Raw genomic sequence first — 18586 nt, 5'->3', positions numbered from 1 at the left:
ATGATGTGATCTTTCGCATCTGGCCCGATCTAGCCCGTCGCCGGCGATCGCAACTTGACGGACGTCAAAAGGCTCCGGACGCCCGTCGCAACCAGCGCTCGCCTGGCGCCGCGGGTGGTGATAGCGAGCGCCTGCCCAGCCCCAGTGAGGTCCAGATGAAGCGCTTCCGATTTGCCGCCGGCACCGCCCTTGCCCTGCTCGCCTCCACGACGGCGATGGCCCAGCCCAAGTGCGGCCAGTTCACGATCGCGATGATCCCCGACACGCAGAACTATACCGACTACACCCACCAGAAGGCGGCGGGCTATCCGCTCGATGGCGTCGAGCTGTTCTATGAGCAGATGCGCTGGATCGCCGCGAATGCGCGCAGCGCCGGCGGCGACATCGTCTTCGCCACCCAGGTCGGCGATGTCTGGCAGCATTATTCGGAATGGACCGACCCGGAGCATGAGGTGCGCGGCTTCAGGGCCATGCCCAATTCGGGAAGCTCGGAAGTCGCCGAGGGGCCGCGCAAGGAAACGCGCGCATTCGAGATTCCGGCAGCGATCAGGGGCTTCGAGATCCTCAAGGGCAAGCTTCCCTTCTCGGTGGTGCCCGGCAACCACGATTATGACGCGCTGTGGACCGATCCCGCCTATCCGCCGCAGCCCGAGCGCAAGGACTCGCTGAGGATCGGACTGCGCCACCTGGGCGGGCTGGACGGATTCCGCTCGGCCTTTTCGGACCAGTCCGAGTTCTTCAAGGGGCAGCCCTGGTATGTCGATGCGCATGACGGCGGCGCGGACAGTGCGCAGCTCTTCACCGTCGGCAAGTGCCGGTTCCTGCATATCGGCCTGCAGTTCGATGCCCCCGATGCCTCGCTAGCCTGGGCGAAGCGCGTGCTGCATCGCTTCCCCGACGTGCCGACGATCGTCAGCACCCACAAATACCTCGATCGCGACGGATCGCATGCCGATACCCCGGCGCTCGACCAGAGCATCCTCGATCACCGCGACAACAACCCGCAGATGGTGTGGGACAAGCTGATCAGCGAGAACGACCAGATCTTCCTGGTGTTGAGCGGCCATATCGGCGGCCAGGGCTATAGCGTCGACCACAACCTGGCCGGGCACGAGGTGCACCAGATGCTCGCCGATTATCAGGGGCGCTGGCAGGTTGCGAAGGAGCTGGGCTGGAAGAACGCCAACGCTACCCTGGGCGACGGCTGGATGCGCCTGCTGACCTTCCGGCTCGACGGACCGAAGCCGAGCGTGCAGGTGCGCACCTGGTCGACCTTCTACAAGAAGTTCAGCACCGAGCTGCCCGACTATGCCGCCTGGTACAAGGCGCATGAGGGTATGGCAAAGCTCAGCGACGCCGAATATCTGAAACGCGACGATTTCAGCTTTGAACTGCCCGACTATCGCGCGCGGTTTGGGCGCAAATAGCACCCTCCCCAATTCGGAACGGCAAGAAAGTAGCGCGACGGGGATGCCCGCCGCGCTCTTTCCTTATCAGGGCAGCGGCACCGAGGCCGGCGGCTGGGTCGGCGCCGGCTGGCCATAGTTGAACGTGCCGGTGCCGATGCTGATCTTGGTCGTGTCGTTGAAGCCGTTGGCGTCATCGAGCTCGCTGGCGATCGCGCTGGCGGTCGCCTGACCCTGGGTAACGTTGATCGTGCCACCACCGCTGGCGGAGAGGCGCAGATACTGGCCGTTGCCCGCCTGGCCTGCGATGCCCGAGAAGCTGTTGCCCGAGACGCTGACATTCACCGTCGGGAAGCCACCGGTATTCTGGTTGTTGTTGATCACGAGCCCGCGGCTGCCGTTGATGTTGCGGATCGTGTTGTTGAGGATGGTGACGTTGGTGGTGAGGTTGCCCGTCGCCTGACCGACCAGGCCGACATTGACCACGATGCCCTGCGAAGTCTGGATCTGCTGGATCGTGTTGCCGCTGATCAGATAGTTGGCGTTCACGCCGCCTTCGTTGCTGATGCTGATGCCCGCACCGACATTCGAGCCCGAATTGGTCACGGCGTTGTTGCCGATGATGTTGTTGGTGATCCGGCCGTTGACCGTCCGGGTGAACGGCGCGTTGCCGTTCTGGAAGTCGTTGATCGCAGTCGAACGCGTGCCGACGAAATTGTTGTTGTCGATATTGTAGGTCAGCGTCGTCGAGCCCGGGCCGGTCGAGACGTTGATGCCGTTATTGGTGTTGGTGAAGAACGAACCACTCACCTGCACGGTCATGCTGGTGCCGGTGCTGTCGGCGAACAGGCCGCTGCCGACGATCGTGGTCGGCGGGCTCGCCGCGTTCCAGTTGCCGGTGAAGTTGCTGCCCGAGACACTGATCCCCATCGCCGACGTTCCCGTGCCGAGGAAGTTGAAGATGTTGCCGTGCGGGCTGGTGCCGTTGCCGTTGATGCCGACGCCGTTCGACGCGAAGGTCGAGTTGACCACCTGGAAGTTGGTCAGCGTGCCGGTCGAGTTGGTGATCTGCACCTCGAACTCGTTGTTGTTCTGGATCGTCGAGTTGAAGATGCCGGTCGGCCGCGCACCGTTCGAAGCGGTGCCGGTCAGTTCGGTGATGTTGATGCCCGATTCATCGGTACCGGCATCGTTGCCATTGCCGCTGATCAGCATGTTGTCGATCAGGAAGCCATTGACGTTCGAGCCGCCGATGCCGTCACCCAGATTGTTGGTGACGTTCATATAGGCGAGGCGGACATTCTCGGTGCTGGTCAGGCTGATGCCGTCGCCGATCGAGTTCTGGATCGTGCCGCCCGAGCCTGCCGCGCCGGTGCCGGTGACGTTGATGCCGCCCGACGAGCCGGTGTTGTTGAGGATGATGCCGCTCAAGGCGCCGTTCGACGAGATGCTCTGGAAGCGCAGGCCCGACGAGCCGATCGTGGTGTTGACGACGTTGAGCGCAGTGCCCGTGGTCGAGGTGATCGTGTTGCCGCTACCCGCCGTGGTGACGGTGCCGCCGCCCGTGGCGTTGAAGCCGGTGCCGCTGTTGGTGGTGATCGCCATCCCGCCATTCGGGAAGCTGATCGTGCCGCCGGTGTTGTTGAGCAGGTTCAAGGCGGTGTTCGCGCCGGTGCTCAGCGTCGTGTTGCCCAGGAAGCTGATCGTGCCCGAATTGACGTTCTGGACGACGATGCCGTTGTTGAGCCCGCCGGTGGCGCTGATGGCGCCCGAGAAGGTGACGTTGCCGGTCTCGTGGTTATCGACCAACACCACGTTGTTACTGGTGGTCTTGGTGATCGACGAGGCGATGCTGATCCCGCCCGTGCCGTTCAGGATGTAGACGCCGAAGCCGGTCGGATCGTTGGTGGCGCCGATCGCGCCGGCCGCCAGGTTCACGGTATTGGTAGAGCCGTTGATCTCGACGCCGTTGCCGGCGGTGTTGTTGATCGTGACGCTGCCCGCGGTGAAGGTACCGTTGCCCGCACCGTTGATCTCGATGCCTTCGTCGCCGGTATTGGCGATCGTCACGGTGCCGAGATTGACGTTCATCGTCGATCCGCCGCCGTAGAAGATGCCGTCGGCCGTCACGCCGGTGGTGCCGGCGATCGAGACGGTGGTGGCGTTCAGCGTGCCGGTGCCATCGACATTGCTGATGTTGATCGCGCTGCCGTTGGTCGAACCGGTGCTGGTCAGCGAGTCGAAGACGAGGCCGAGCGAGCCGACGCTGCCGTTGACCAGGTTGAGGATCTGGCCGGTCGCGGTCTGGATCGAGTTGCCGGTGCTGTAGACGATCAGGCTGCCACCGCCGGTGAAGTCGATACCGTTGCCGGTGCCCGACGCGGTGATGTCGACGCCATTGCCGCCCGCCGCCGAGGAGAAGGTGATGTTGGTGCCAGTGTTGCTGGCCAGCGTGACCGCATTGACGTTCGCCACGGTGTTGAGCGTGATGCTCTGGCCGTAGAAGTTGATCGAGCCGCCGCTATTGTTGGCGATGTTGATGCCCTGCGAATTGTCGGTGAGATTACCCGACACAGTGATGGCGCCGCCGGTGATGTTGGTCACTTCGACCGAGCGGGCGGTGGTGCCGCTGGTGGCGACGCTGCCGGCATAGTCGAGCGACAGCGTGCCGCCGCTGAAGTCGATGCCGCGGCTGCTGGCCGTGATCGCGCCGCTGTTGATGGTGACGCTACCGGTGAGCGTGCCCGCCGTCCGGGTGACCAGGATGCCGTTGGTGCCCAGCGTGTTGCTGGCGTTCGCAAAGTTCAGGTTCAGCGTCGACGTCACGCCCGCAGTGTTGCTGATGTCGAGGATCGTGCCCGAGCCGGTGGTGATGGTGCTGTTCGGACCCTGCACGTTGATCGTGCCGCCGTTCGCGATGGTGAAGGCGGTGCCGCTGGTCGTGGTGACGCCCAGGCTGCTGCCGACCGAGCTGAACCCGACGGTGCTACCCGCATTGTTGGTCAGCGTGATCGCGTTGTTGGCCTGGGTCGACAGCGTGGTCGTGCCGTTGAAGCTGACCGTGCCGCCACCATTGTTGGTCACGCTCAGGCCCAGCGCATTGGCGCCGCTCGAGGCGATCGTGCTGGTGCTACCGAAGGTCACCGTACCGGCAGCGTGGTTGTCGATGCGGACGGCATAGCCGTTGCTGTCATCGATGCTGCCCGCATAGGTCAGGCCGCTGTTGCTGCTGGTGAGAACGAAGGCGTCGCCCGCAGCGGCATGGGTAATCGCCGTGCCGCTGCCGAAGCTGAAGGTGCCGTCCGCGCCGTTGACGATGTCGATGCCGGCATCGCCACCGTTCAGCGTCGTCGTGCCGGTGAAGTTGTAGGTGCCATCGGCATTGTTGAACTGCAGGCCGGTGCCGTTGGTGGCGCTCAGCGTGCCCGTCTGGAAGGTCAGCGTGCCGCTCGAATGGTTGAGCACATTGACCAGTGCGGCGTTGTTCGCCTGGGTGATGTCGCCGTTGTAGGTGACGGCGGCGGTGCTTCCCGAGACGTTGAACGCCGTGCCCGTCGGGCTGGTGATCGAGGTGCCGGTGCCGAAGTTGAAGGTGCCGCCCGACCCGTTGAGGATGTCGACCCCGGCATCGCCGCCGTGCAGCGTCGTCGTGCCGGTGAAGTTGTAGGTAGCATCGGCATTGTCGAACTGCAGGCCGATGCCGTTGTTGGCATCCAGCGCGCCGGTCTGGAAGGTAACCGTGCCGCCCGAATGATTGAGGAACGAGACCAGCGCCGCGTTGTTCGTCTGGATGATGCTGCCGCTATAGGTGATCGCCGCGGTGCTGCCCGAGACATTGAACGCCGTGCCCGACGGGCTGAGGATCGACGTTCCCGCGCCGAAGCTGAAGGTGCCGCCCGAGCCGTTGAGGATGTCGATGCCCGCATCGCCGCCGGCCAGCGTCGTGGTGCCGGTGAAGTTGTAGGTGCCGTCGGCATTGTCGAACTGCAGGCCGGTGCCGTTCGAAGCGACGATCGTGCCGGCATAGGCCAGCGTGCCAGTGGCGTGGCCGCCGCTGACGCTGAGCGCCGCGTCCGCGCCTGCCTGGCTGATCGAACTGGTGGAGTCGAAGTTGAACGAGCCCGTACCGCCGGCGATGGTCAGGCCCGCACCGTTTGCGACACCGATATCGACATTGGTCGCGTTGATCGTGCCACCCGAAGCACTGAACAGAATGCCCGCCGAAGCGCTGTTGATGTTCACGTTGGTGAGCGTCGTCGTGCCGGTGGTGTTGACCAGGGTCATCGCGGTGCCGGTGGCACCGTTGCTGGTAACGTTGGTAATTACCGTGCCGGCGGCGTTGAAGAACAGATCCGACGGATTGTTCGCGAAGTTGACATGGTCGACCGTGGTGTTGGTCGACGGCGTGATCTCGATGCCGCGCGTCACGAAGTTGCGGATCGTCATATAGTCGATCAGCGTATTGGTCGCACCCGCGCCATTGTCCTTGATGCCGCGGTTCGCGGTCGAAAGGCCGTCGAGGATGAAGCCCGACAGGTGGTTGTTCGAGGCACCCAGGGTGAGCACGTTGCTGCCCGCCGCGCTGGTGAGCGTCGCTGCGCCATTGCCGGTGGGATCGGCAATGTTGAAGCTGGTGCCGCCCGACAGCAGGATCGTCGAAGGCACGGTGAGCGTGATGTTGATCGGCGCGCTGCCGGTGCCGGCACCCCCGCCGACGCCGTCTCCGAAGCCGCGGACCTGGAGGTTGGATGCCAGGACGAGCGAGTCATTGCCGTTCGAGCCCGCCGCGCTGATCGCGCTGCCATTGTTGATCAGGACGATCATGTCCTGCGCCGCCGCGATCAGTTCCGCCGCAGCCAGCGTCATCGGATTGTTGCCGTCCGCACCGCTGCCATTGCCGCCGCCGGTCGCGCCGTCCGCATCGACGAAATAGATCTTGTTGAGGCCGAAACCGGCGCCCGGGCTGCCCGAGAAGGCAACGTCGCGGAAGTCGTAGGTGCCGACGGTCGGTGCGTTGGTCGCGTCGATCGCGGTGGTCGCCGAGATGGTCGAGCCCGTGTCGATGCCCGACTCGCCGTCGCCATAGGTGAGCAGCGCGTTGGTCGAGGCATCGAGATAGATGCCCGTGCCGACGCCCGCGATCGAGCTGGAGGCGCCCATCTGGCCGCCCAGCAGGATGCTCGCGCCACCGAGCGCGCCGCGCAGATCGACACCGATGCTGGTGCCCGCGCCGCCGGAATTGGTGACGTCGAAGTCGCCGATGATGATCGGCGCCGAGAGCGTGGCGCCGTTGAGGTCGAGCGCCACCGCGCTGTTGCTGTTCAGGCCGATATCGAGATCGGTGATCGACAGACCGGTCCCGAGGATGCCGGTGACGTCGATGCCGCGCGAAGTGATGCCCTGCAGGTTGACCGTGCCGAGGCTGATCGCCGGCGCGACCGTGCTGACGCCGTTGAGCAGGATGCCGGTCGTCGCGCCATTGGCGCTGACGCTGCCGAAGGTGAAGCCATTGGTACCGATGGTCACGTTCTGCAAGCTGAGCGCCGTGCCGGTGCCGGTGGTGCTGATCGAGTTGCCGACGCCACGCACGATGACCGTGCCACCCGAGCCGGCGGTGAAGCCCGTACCCGTGCTGACGATGTCGAGGCCGTTGCCGCCCGCCGTCGGATTGAAGTCGATCGTGCCGCCGCTGTTGCCGGCCATCGAGACGCCGAAGGCGGTGGCGTTCAGCGCGAGCGTCTGCCCGGTGAAGGTGATCAGGCCCGAATTGACGTTGGTGACCGAGATGCCGCCCACGGTCGATGCCATGTCGCCACTGAAGGTGACGGTGCCGATCTCATGATCGACGATCTGGACCATATTGGTGCCGACAAGCGTCGAGCCCACCGAAACGTCGGCGGTGCCGCCAGTGAGCGAAACCGCATAATTGGCCGCGCCGGTGGCGGTGATCGAGCCGGTGCCCAGGGTGACCGGGCCGGTCGAGCCGGCGATGACTATGGTGCTGCCATTCGCACCGGCCAGATTCATCGTGCCGAAGGTCACCGCCGAATTGCTGTTGAGCAGTTCGATGGCGTTGCTGCCCGCCAGGCCGATCGTGGTGTTGCCGAAGGTGATCGCCGCGGTGCCGGTGCTCACCTTGATGCCGTCATTGGCGGCGCCGCTGGTGCCATTGGCGATGCTGACCGTGCCGCCGTTGAAGGCCGCGCCGCTGAGTCCGCTCAGCAGGATGCCGTTGTTGGCGACCGTGCCGGTGGCGGTGAGCGCATCGAAGGTGATGCCGCCCGAGCCGCTGGTCACACCGCTCAGGCCAAGGATCTGGCCCGTGGCGGTGGTGATCGTGTTGCCCGAACCGAGGACGGAAACCGTGCCGGCGGTCGCGCTGAAGCCGGTGCCGCTGGTGGTGGTGATGCCGAGCCCGCCGCCGAGCAGCGACAGCGTGCCGGTGCCGACCATGCTGAACGCGGTGTTGGCGCCCGTGCTGAACGTCTTGCTCGCGTTCAGGAAGCTGACATTGCCGGTGCTCGTCGCGTTGATGTTCACGCCCGCGCCGCCATTGTGGCTCACGGCGCCGGAGATGGTGTAGATGCCGCCGGCGCCGGAGAAGCTGAACGCGGTCCCGGCCGTGGTCGAGGTGATCGCACCCGATAGCGTGGCCAGCATGCTGCTGCTGAACACGGACAGCACCGAGCCGGCGCCCGCATTGATCGTCCCGCCGTAGTTCAGCGTGCCGCCGGAGCTGCCAGTGATACCGATCGCCGCCACGGTCGAGCTGGTGCTGGCACCGATCGAAGCGGTCCCGCCGCTCGCGCTGGTCGCGACGTTGACCGTGCCACTGGTCATGCCGTTGAGGCGGATGCCGTTCGAGGCGCCGTCGATCGTCAGCGTGGAGCCCGCCACATTGGCGATGTTGACCGTGCCGACCGCACCGTTCAGGTCGAAGCCGACTCCCGTGGTATCGAGATCGAGCGTGCCCGTGAAGTTGACGCCGCCGGTCCCGCTCAGGCTTTGCAACAGAACGCCGGTGCTACCGCCGCCAATGTTGAGCCCGCCGATGTTGAGCGCGCCGTTGAGCGCGGTCCCGCTCGCCAGCACGGCTTGCACAGCAGCGGGCGCAGCAGTGATATTGCTGAACGAAACACCTGCATTGGCGACCGTCACGTTGCCCAGCGCCAGCGCCGTGGCGTCGCCGGTGGTGATGGTGTTGCCGGTGCCAGTGATGCTGAGCGTGCCACCACCCGTGGCAAAGAAGCCCCTGCCGGTGGTGGTCGTGATCCCCAGGCCACCGGTGAAGTCGATCGTCGCGCCGGTGTTGTTGGTGAGTGCGACGCCTGCGCCGGTGGTGTTGTTGACCGTGACCGCGCCCTGGAAAAGGGCGTGCATCGGATCGGTCTGGCCGGTGTTGTCGCGGATCGCGATCGCGGTGTTGGTCGCGCCGCTGATATTGACCGCACCGGTGACGGTGAAGCTGCCCTCGACCTGATCGAGCAGGATGCCATAGGCGCCGCCGGTCGAGCCGACCGAGCCGAGCACCATGTTGATCTTCAGCGGATCGAGGTTGATCGCGGTGCCGTTGGTGGTGTCGATCGCCCCGCCGGTGGTGCCGAGGAGGAAGTCGTTCGCCTTGGAATTGGCAACGGTCAGGCCGGTGCCGGCATTGTTGGCGATGTTGAGATCGGTGAAGTTCAGCGTGCCGGTGACGTTGGTCAGGCTGAGGCCATCGCCGGTGATGCGCGAAGCCGTGGTGCCGAGCGTCAGGGCGCCGGCGGACACGGCCTGGAGGCCGGCGGCAACCGTGTTGGAATCGAAGGTCAGGTCGTTGAAGATGAAGCCGCCGGTCTCCGTCGTGTGCACGACATTGAGATTGGCCAGCTCGGTAACCGTGAAGGTACCGGTGCCGCTGCCGTCAAGGTTCAGGATGTTGCCGCCGTTCGCGGCAAGCGTGAGGTTGCTCAGCGCCAGCGTGACATTCGCGGTGTTGTCGTAGATGCGCAGCGCGCCCGCCGCGCCACCCGAGATGGTGCTGTTGCGGATGACAATGGGCGCCGCAGCACCGTTGCCGAGCACGCCCGCGCCAGTGCCCGAATTGGTAATGATGACGCCATCGATCGTGTTGCCGCCACCCAGCGTGACGGTGGCGTTGGCGCCGCTCGCCGTGAGCGTGGGGGCGCCGGAGCCGGCGAAGGGATTCGAGATCAGGCCGGCCTGCACGTCGAACAGCAGCACATTGCCCGGTGCGCCGCCGTCAACCATGAAGCTGTCGGTGTCGCGGAAGCTGAGCAGCGACTGGCCACCCGCGAGATCGAGCGAACCGCCTGCGCCCGCCGTGGCGTCGAGCATATCGCCGCCGCCGGTCGGGTCGTTGAGCAGCACGATATAGGTCGCGCCCGACGCCTCCGCGCCCGCCAGCGAGCCCGGGTCGGTCAAGGTGCCGATGCCGGTCGCGCCCTCGAGCACGAAATAGGCCGAGACGGACAGATTCGTGGTGTCGCCGGTCAGCTTGACGTCGGCGAAATTGTAGGTGCCGGTGCCGCCGTTGAGGCCGGCAATGACGAGCGGGGTGACCGCGGTGATCGCCGAAGCCGCGCCATTGGCGTCGGTGTTCGAGCCGTCGCCGTAGCGGAAGGTGCCGGTGATCGCCGCATTGGTGAGATCGACGCCGATGTTCACGCCGGTGATCGTGCTGCTGCCGCTGATGATGACGTTGCTGGCAGTCGTGCTGCCGGTCATGTCGATGCCGCGGGTGCCGGTGTTCGAGGCACCGGTGATGTCGAGCGTGGCGAAGGTGACGTTGCCGGTCGCGCCGGTCAGGTTCACCGCCGTGGTGTTCGCCGCGAGGCCGGTGATGTCGACATTGCCGAAGGTGAAGGTGCCGGCCGAGCCGCCCAGGATCGCCAGGCGCGCACCGCCGGAGAGGATCAGGTCGCCGAAGCTGTAGGTGCCGTCCGCATCGAAGAAGGAGATGCCGGTGCCGCCGGTGATGTTGAACGTCGCGCCAGTGAAGTCGATCGTCCCGCCGGAATGCGTCCCGATGTCGACTGCGGCAAGGGCGGCAAGCGACTGGCTGATCTGGCCCGAATAGGTGAGGTTGGCGGTCGAATTGCTGACGAACAGCCCCGCCCCCGCCGCGTTGGTGACGCTGGTGCCCGACCCGAAGGTGAAGGTGCCCGCCGAGCCGTTGGTGATGCCGATCTGTGCGCCGCCGGTCAGCGTTGCGCTGCCGAAGGTATACGTGCCGTCGGCATTGTCGAACAGGATGCCGTCGCCGCCGCTGACATTGAGCGTGGCGCCGCTGAAGTTCAGCGTGCCGGTCGCATGTGCCGCAACCTTCAGCGCCGCGCCCACCGACTGGTTGACCGTGCCGAGATAGGTCACGCCCGCCGTCGAGCTGGCGACGTTGATCGCGGCACCAGTCGGGTTGGTGATCGTGGTGCCAGCGCCGAAGGTGAAGCTGCCGGCCGAGCCGCCCAGGATGTCGATCCCGGCGTCGCCGCCGTTCAGCGTCGTGGTGCCGTTGAAGGCATAGGTGCCGTCGGCGTTGCTGAAGTTCAGCCCAGTGCCGTTGGTAGCACTGAGATTGCTGGTGCCGGTGAAGGTCACCGTACCCGCGGCATGGCCGCTCACGTCGAGCAGCGCAGACGCACCCGTGACGCTGACGCTGCCGGCATAGGTGAAGTCGAGCGGGCCGGTGGTGGTGCCGATCGCGATCGCCGCGCCAGTCGTGCCGCTGATGCTCGAAGCCGCACCGAAAGAGAAGCTGCCGGTCGTCGTTCCGCCGATGGATATGCCGTTGCCAGCGCCGGTGATGGTGAGGTTGGCCACATCCAGCGCGCGGCCGCCGATGCCGGCGCCGGTCACATTGAGCGCGGTGATGCCGTTGCCGGTGCCCGCATGCGTCACGCCGTCCAGCACCAGATCGATGCTCGTGCCGGTCAGCGAGAGCGCTGCGCCGTTGAGCGTATCGATCGTGCCGGCTGCGCTCGTCAGCGTCAGGCCGGTGCCGTTGGTAAGAATCCCGGTGCCGCTCTGGTTGTAGATCGCCAGATCGGTGAAGTTGAGCGCGCCCAGCGCGTTCGATAGATTGACTGCGTTGCCGGTGAGCCGCTGACCGGCAGTGCCGATGAACAGCGAAGCATCGACGGTCTGATAGCCCGCCGTCGCGAGATCGGCGTCGAACGTGGCCCCGTCCAGATAGGCGCCCTGCGAACCGACACCCTGGGTGATCGTGATGTTCGCAAGCTGGGTAATGGTCATGCTGCCGCCACCCACGGCGTACAGCGCCAGCGGGATCGAATTGCCGGTGGTGGTCAGCACGAGGTTGCTCAGCGCCGCGCTGGCAGCGCTGCCGCCGGCGGCCAGCTCGATCGCGCTGTCACCACCGGAGATGATGCTGTTGCGGATCGTGACGTTCGCCGCGCCCGTACCATAGATGCCGGTGCCCGCGCCGGTGATCCGTACCCCGTCGACCAGATTGTTGCCCAGGACACGCACCGTATCCGCGCCACCGCCCTGGGTAGTGGTCAACGTCGGCGCGCCCGATCCCGCGAAGGGATTGGTCACAACGCCCTGTGCAATGTTGTAGAGGACGACATTGGCCGGCGCGCCGCCCGGCAGCGAGATCGTGTCGCCATTGAGGAAGCCGAGCAGCTGCTGGTTGGCGTCGAGGACGAGCGTACCGGTATAGCCCGGATTGTCGCCGTCGGTTACGCCGATCGCATCGATGACGTCGTTGCCGCCGTTCGGGTTGTTGAGCAGGATGATGACATCGCGGTTCGCGGTCACTGCGCCCTGCAGGCTGCCCGGGTTGTTGCGCGAGCCGTCGCCGGTGCCATTCTCCACAACCCAATAGACCGTAGCCGAGGTCGAGAGCGTGCTGGTGTCGCCCGTCAGGTTCACATCGGCGAAATTATAGGTGCCGATCGCCGCGTTCAGGCCGGTGATCGCGATAGGCACGCCGGTGCTGCTGAGGCTGATCGTCGAGCCCGCGCCGTTCGCGTCGGTGTTCGAGCCGTCGCCGAAGCGGAAGGTGCCGGTAATCGCAGCGTTGGTCAGGTTGACGCCGGTGCCGACGCCGGTGATCGCGCTGCTATCGGTGACGAGCAGGTTGCTGGCGAAGGTCGCGCCAGCCAGATCGATGCCGATCGATGCGGAGTCACCGGTGCCCGCGATGTCGAGCGTGGTGAAGCGGACATCGCCCAGGACATTGCGCGCGTCGAGGCCGGTGCCCGCGCCAAGGCCGGTGATGTCGACATTGGCGAACTCGATGGTGCCGCTGCTGCCCGCACCGAGCAGGATGCCGGTGCCTGTCGGGTTGGCGATCGTCGCGGTGTTCATGAAGATCACCTGACCGTCGATGTCGGTCAGTTCGATGCCCGTGGCACTGTTGGCGATCGTGCCGCCAAGCGTCGCGAACCCGCCCGTCAGGCCATTGATGCGCAGGCCCGCACCGGTCGCGCCGGTGATGTTGAAGTTGGCGAGAAGGACAATGCCGGCATTGCTGAGGATCTCGATGCCGTCGCCTGCGGTGCTGGTCGTGGTGACCGAGCCCAGGCTGATCTGCGCGGTGTTGCCGCTCACCGAGACGCCCGCGCCGGCAGTGGTGCCGCCGATGTTGATGCTCGAGAAGCCCAGATTGCCGGTGCCGTCGATATTGGCGAGCGCGACGCCCGAGCCATCCGAATTCTGCACGCTGACGGTGCCGAAGCTGAGGTTGCTGCCAAGCGTGGCGGTATCGATCGCCAGGGCGCGCGCATCGCCGGTCGCGGCAAGGTTCAGCCCCGAGCCCCCCAGCGTCAGCGATCCGCCGCCGACACCGGACAGGTTGAGCACCGCCGCGCCCGTCGTGGAGGTCGAGGAAAGCGTCAGGTTGCTCAGCGTTGCCGAGGCGGCAACACCGCCCGAAAGCAGGCTGATCGCACCGCCGTTGCCTGAAATGATCGAGTTGGTGATCGAGACGTTCGATGCGCCGATACCCGACACGCCGATGCCCATGCCGCCAATGCGCAGGCCATCGAGCGCCGAGCCGCTGGACAGCGTGACCGTCGCGCCCGCGCCGGTATTGGTGAGCAGCGCTGCGCCCGAGCCCAGATAGGGATTGGTGACGATGCCCGGCGTGATGCCGTAGAGGAACAGGTTCGCCGGCGTGCCGCCGCCCACCGCCTGGGTATCGCCGTTGAGGAAGCCGACCAGGTGCTGGTTGGCGCCGAGCGTCAGCGTGCCGAGGCCGGCGACGTCGAGCACATCCTGCCCGCCCGTCGGGTTGTTGAGCAGCACGATATAGTTCGCGCCCGAAGCTGCCGCCGCCGCCAGGCTGCCCGGATCGGTCTTGGTGCCCGCGCCGGTGCGGCCCTGCTCGACGAAGAAGACGGTGACCGGGTTGATCGCCAGGTTGGTGATGTCGCCGACCAGATTGACGTCGGAGAAATTGTAGCTGCCGACGGTCTGGTTGAGGCCGCCGATCGCGATCGGCGTGATCGCGTTGATCGTCGAGGCAGCGCCGTCCGCGTCGGTGTTGGAGCCGTCGCCATAGCGGAAGCTGCCGGTGATCGCGGCATTGGTAAGGTCCACGCCGGTGCCGACGCCGGTGATCGTGCTGCTGTTGGTAACGGTGAAGCTTCCGGCGAAGGTCGCGCCGGTCAGGTCGATGCCGCGCGTGCCGGTGGTGGACGCACCGGTGATGTCGAGCGTGGCGAAGGTTACGGTACCGCCGCTGCTGCGCGCGTCGACGCCGGTCTGGTTCGCACCCAGCCCGGTAATGTCGGTGTCGCCGAAGCTGATCGTGCCGGTGCTGCCCGCACCCAGCTCGACGCCCGTGCTGTTCGCGATGGTGGTGGCGCCGAAGTTCAGCGTGCCACCCACCCCGTTGACCAGGATGCCGACGCCGGTGCTGTTCGCGATGCTCGTCGCGCCGACCGTCAGACTGCCCGAGAGGTTGGAGACTTCGAAGCCGTCAGCGGCGCCGGTGATCGACGCGCTGGCAATATTGACGTTGCCGGTGGTGTTCGAGACACGGATGCCCGAACCACCGGCGTTGTTGGACGCCACCGCGCCGATCGAGACATTGCCGCTGTTGCCGGTGACGCGCACGCCATCGGAGCCGGTGTTAGACACCGAGACCGCACCGAGCGTGACGTTGCCGGTGTTGCCCGACACGACGACGCCGATGCCGGCGGTGTTCGTCGCGGTCACCGCACCGATGTTCACCGTCGCCGCGTTGTTCGCGACACCAAGGCCGACACCCGCGGTGGCGCCGCTCACGGCAACGTTGCCGATGCTCAGAGTGCCGCCAGCCACCTGCGTGACCTGCACTGCAGCGAGACCGCCGGCCGCCCCGGTGCTCACCGAGCCGATGCTGAGCGTGCCGACCGTCACGTCATTGGCGACGAGACCCTGCGCCGAGCCCGTGCCGGCGATGTTGATGCCGGTACCCGACACGTTGAGCGTCCCCGCCCCCGCGCCGCTCAGGTTCAGCACCGTGCCGCCGCTTGCCGACAGGTTGAGGTTGGTGAGCGTGGCCGAGGCGGCGGTACCGCCGTCGATCAGGCTGATCGCGCCGCCATTGCCCGAAACGGTCGAATTGCGGATGATGACATTGGAAACGCCCGAACCGACGATGCCCACGCCGAGCCCGTCATTATGGATGATCACGCCGTCGAGACGGCTGTCGTTCGCCAGGTTGAGCGTCGAAGTGCCGGTGGTGCTGGTCAGGATCGCCGCGCCCGAGCCGGCATAGGTGTTCGCGATGCCCGTCGGCCCGAGGTTCGAGACGATCAGGTTCGCCGGCACGGTGGCGCCGGTCACCGCGAAGAAATCGGTATTGAGGAAGCTGACCAGCGACTGGCCGGCCGTCAGGTTCAGCGCGCCACCGACCAGGACCGAGGTGTCGATGACGTCCTGCCCGCCATTCGGGTTGTTGAGCAGCACGATATACTGCGCGCCCGAAGCCGCGGCGCCGGCAATGCTGCCCGGATCGTTCGCCGTGCCCGCGCCGGTCGCGCCGGCGAGGACGTAATAGGCGGTGAAGCTGCCGCCGGTGATGTTGTTGGTGTTGCCGTCGAGCTGGACGTCGGCGAAATCATAGATGCCGTGCGTCGCGTTCATGCCCGCGACGACGATCACGGTGTTGGCGGTGATCCGGCTTTCCAGGCCATCGGCGGCATTGGCGTCGCCGAAGCGGAAGCTGCCGGTGATGTTCGCGTTGGTCAGGTTCACGCCGATATCGACGCCCTGGATCACGCTCGGATTGGTGATGGTTACCGCGCCGGCATTGGTCGCGCCGGTCAAGTCGATGCCGGTCGAGCCGGCGGCGCCGGTTCCCGTGATGTCGAGCGTGCCGAAAGTGACGTTGCCCTGCGTGCCGGTCAGGTTCAGGCCGGTGGCGGCGCCGAGGCCGGTGATGTCGACATCGCCGAAGGTCACCCCGCCCGGCACGCTGCCGATCACGATGCCGGTGCCCGTCGGATTGGCGATGGTGAGCAGGCCCGAGAAGGTCGTGCTGCCGGCCAGGTTGTTCAGCGAAAGCGCGGGCGAAGCCGAACCGGTGATGGTGGTCGCGCCGGTGAAGGTCACGCTGGAGCCGGCGAGCGAGCCGTTGATCGTGATCGGTCCGGCGCCGCTGATCGCGCCGGTGAAGCGAATCGCGCCGCCGACGTTGAACAGCGAGACGAGCGGGCCTGCGCCCGCATCGGTGATGGCCGCGCCGAAGTTGAGCCCGATCGTGCCGCCGCTGCCGGCCACGCCGGACTGGCCGACCTGCACCGAGGCGCCGCCGCTGTTGGTGATCGTGCCGCCGCCGATCGTCACCAGGCCGGTCGAGCCGCCGGTGATGTAGAGGCCCTGCTGGCCGCTGTTGGTGATGGTCAGCGTGCCGATGGTCAGCGCGTTGCCGCCGGTGCCCGAGCCCTGGACGTTGCTCAGGATGATGCCCGCGCCCGCCGCGCCGATCGAGCGCACGGACGAGAAGGTCAGGTCGATGAACAGCGGGTCGAGGTTGAGTGCGGTGCCGGCCGTGGTGTCGACCGTGCCCGCGGCGTTGGTCAGCGTGAAGGTGCCGGACTTGGTGTTGGCAACCGTCAGGCCGGTCCCGCCATTGTTGGCGATGTTGAGGCTGGTGAAGCTGAGCGCGCCATCGACTTCGGTCAGCGTGACGCCGGCGCCGCCGACGCGCGCGGTGGTGGTGCCCACCTGCATGGCACCGGCATTGACTGCCTGGACGCCCGCCGCGGTGCTGGAATCGAACGTGACATAGCGCGCCGCGAAGCCGCCGGTCTCGCCATTGCCGCCGGCGATGTTGATGCCGGAGAGCCCGGCCACCGTGACGGTGCCCGCCCCCGAGCCGTCGATGTCGAGCACCGTGCCGCCGGTCGCGGACAGGGTCAGGCTCGACAGGGTGGTCGTCAGGTTGCCGCCGGCGTCGTTGATGTCGATCGCGCCCGCGCCGCCGCCGATGGTCGAGTTGCGCAGGGTGACGTTGCTGCCGCCGTTGACGACCACGCCCGCCCCGGCCCCGCCACGGATGGTGATGCCGTCGATCACCACCGCGCCGGTGGTGTTGTTGAGCGTGAGGCCGGCCGCGCCGGTATTCTCGATGGTCACGCGCTCGAGCGCGAAGCCGCCCACGCCGTTCGCGAGGATGCCCGAGCCGCTGCCGCGGACGGTGACGTCGCGCACCACCGAGCCCTGGCCGAGCGTCACCGCCGCGCCGCCGGCGTTGCTGCCGACGATCACGCCGTTGGTGCCGCCGAAGTTGAAGGCGCTGACCGAGCCGTCCGAATGGCGCACGCTGACGCTGCTGGCGCCGCCGACGAGATACTGGTTGGTCGCGAGCGTGACGCCGGTGCTGGCGATCGTGCCGGCATTGCCGAGCGCGACGACGATGCCGTTCGCGCCCGCCCGCGTTACCGCGTCGCTCAGCGTGGTGGTGGCGGCGCTGGTGCCCGCTGCACCGGCCGTGCCCGAGCCGCTGGTGAAATAGACGCCGCCGAACGCCACGCCCGTGCGCGCATCGACTGCGAAGTTGGTGCTGGTGAGATCGGTGTAGCGCGTACCCGACGGCGTCACATAGTCGCGACGCAGCCGCTCGCCCATCTGGCGATCGAGGCCGCTGTTGCCAGCGCTGCGGTCACGCGAACCGCGCCCGAGCGGAATCGACAGCCGCACGGTGCCGCGCGCCTGGGTGCCCCAGCGATTGTCGTTCTGCAGCTCGGCGCCCAGCGAGAAGCGGCCGCCGGTACCCAGCGGATCCTCGATGCCGAGCTCGAGCCCGCCGCGGATGCCACGATAGGCCTTGCTCGCCGCGTCGGCGCGATAGTCGAAGCCGGCGCCGGAAGCGCGCACGCTGAGCTGCTTGCCGAGCGGCAGCGTCGCGCCGATCTCGGCATTGGCGCCGGCAAGCGGCACTTCCTCGAGCCGCCACCCGCTCTTGCGCTCGATCAGACGATTGTTCTCGATCGAGAGCACGCCGGCCGGACTGGCATTCGGATCGACATAGCCGATCGTACGGCGACGATTGACCGGCAGGCGATAATTGACGTGCAGGTCGAACACCGAGGTGAAGCCCTCGAGCCCGAACGACACCGCGGTCTGGTCACGCGAAGTGATGTCGGTCTTGTAGAAGTCGACGCCGGCATTGACGCCGATCGCCACATCCTCGCCGATCTTGCCGCGCCCGCCGATCGTGACCGATCCGTTGCGGTCATAGCGCTCGTCGGTGCCGATCCGGCCGGCGACGAACAGCAGGTTCGAGTCGTTCTGCGCAACCGGCGTGAAGAGCTCGAACGAGACCTGGCTGCTGCCATCAGCGGCACGGGCATCGACTTCCGCCCGCGGCTGCCAATTGGGGGTCTTGTCCTGCGCCTGCGCTTGCGCGCCAGGTGCCCAGGCCAGCGCTACACCACTAAGGCAAGTGGACAGCAGCAGGCGGCCACGGTTCAGCTTCTGCACGGACAATCTCCCCCGATCGGCGTGCAAACCCTGACATCGGCGTTCGTGCCAATGACTCGACGGATGGATTGTGACGCCTGGTTAACGGCTACCACCCCAGGCTTCAGGTCTCAAGCTATCTAATACGTAGTGTTCCGGAAGACATCGCGTCATTGCGGGGCAGTGCCGCACCAAGCCCTATGGTCAGGCTCTTTCGTTTCGGTTAGGTCTTGATCCGGGATGTTCGGGGGAGACTAGCGTTG

At 66.4% G+C, this 18586-nt stretch carries 2 protein-coding genes; one reads left to right on the top strand and one right to left on the bottom strand.

All coding sequences use genetic code 11. The features are described 5' to 3' along the window. Positions 1–155: 155 nt before the first annotated feature. Entirely contained in the window at positions 156–1427 is a 1272-nt protein-coding gene (locus AC1RJ5_RS00195) for a metallophosphoesterase family protein (protein ID WP_269575622.1), read from the top strand. Positions 1428–1493: 66 nt separating this feature from the next. Here the strand turns inward: AC1RJ5_RS00195 and AC1RJ5_RS00190 are convergent, their stop codons facing one another. Then, entirely contained in the window at positions 1494–18344 is a 16851-nt protein-coding gene (locus AC1RJ5_RS00190; RefSeq protein ID WP_493111035.1) for a beta strand repeat-containing protein, read from the bottom strand. Positions 18345–18586 lie beyond the last annotated feature (242 nt).

Source organism: Sphingomonas sp. GW822-FHT03G08 (assembly GCF_058801135.1).
The sequence above is the reverse complement of the archived record's forward strand: the minus strand, read 5'-3'. Positions and strand labels throughout refer to the sequence as shown.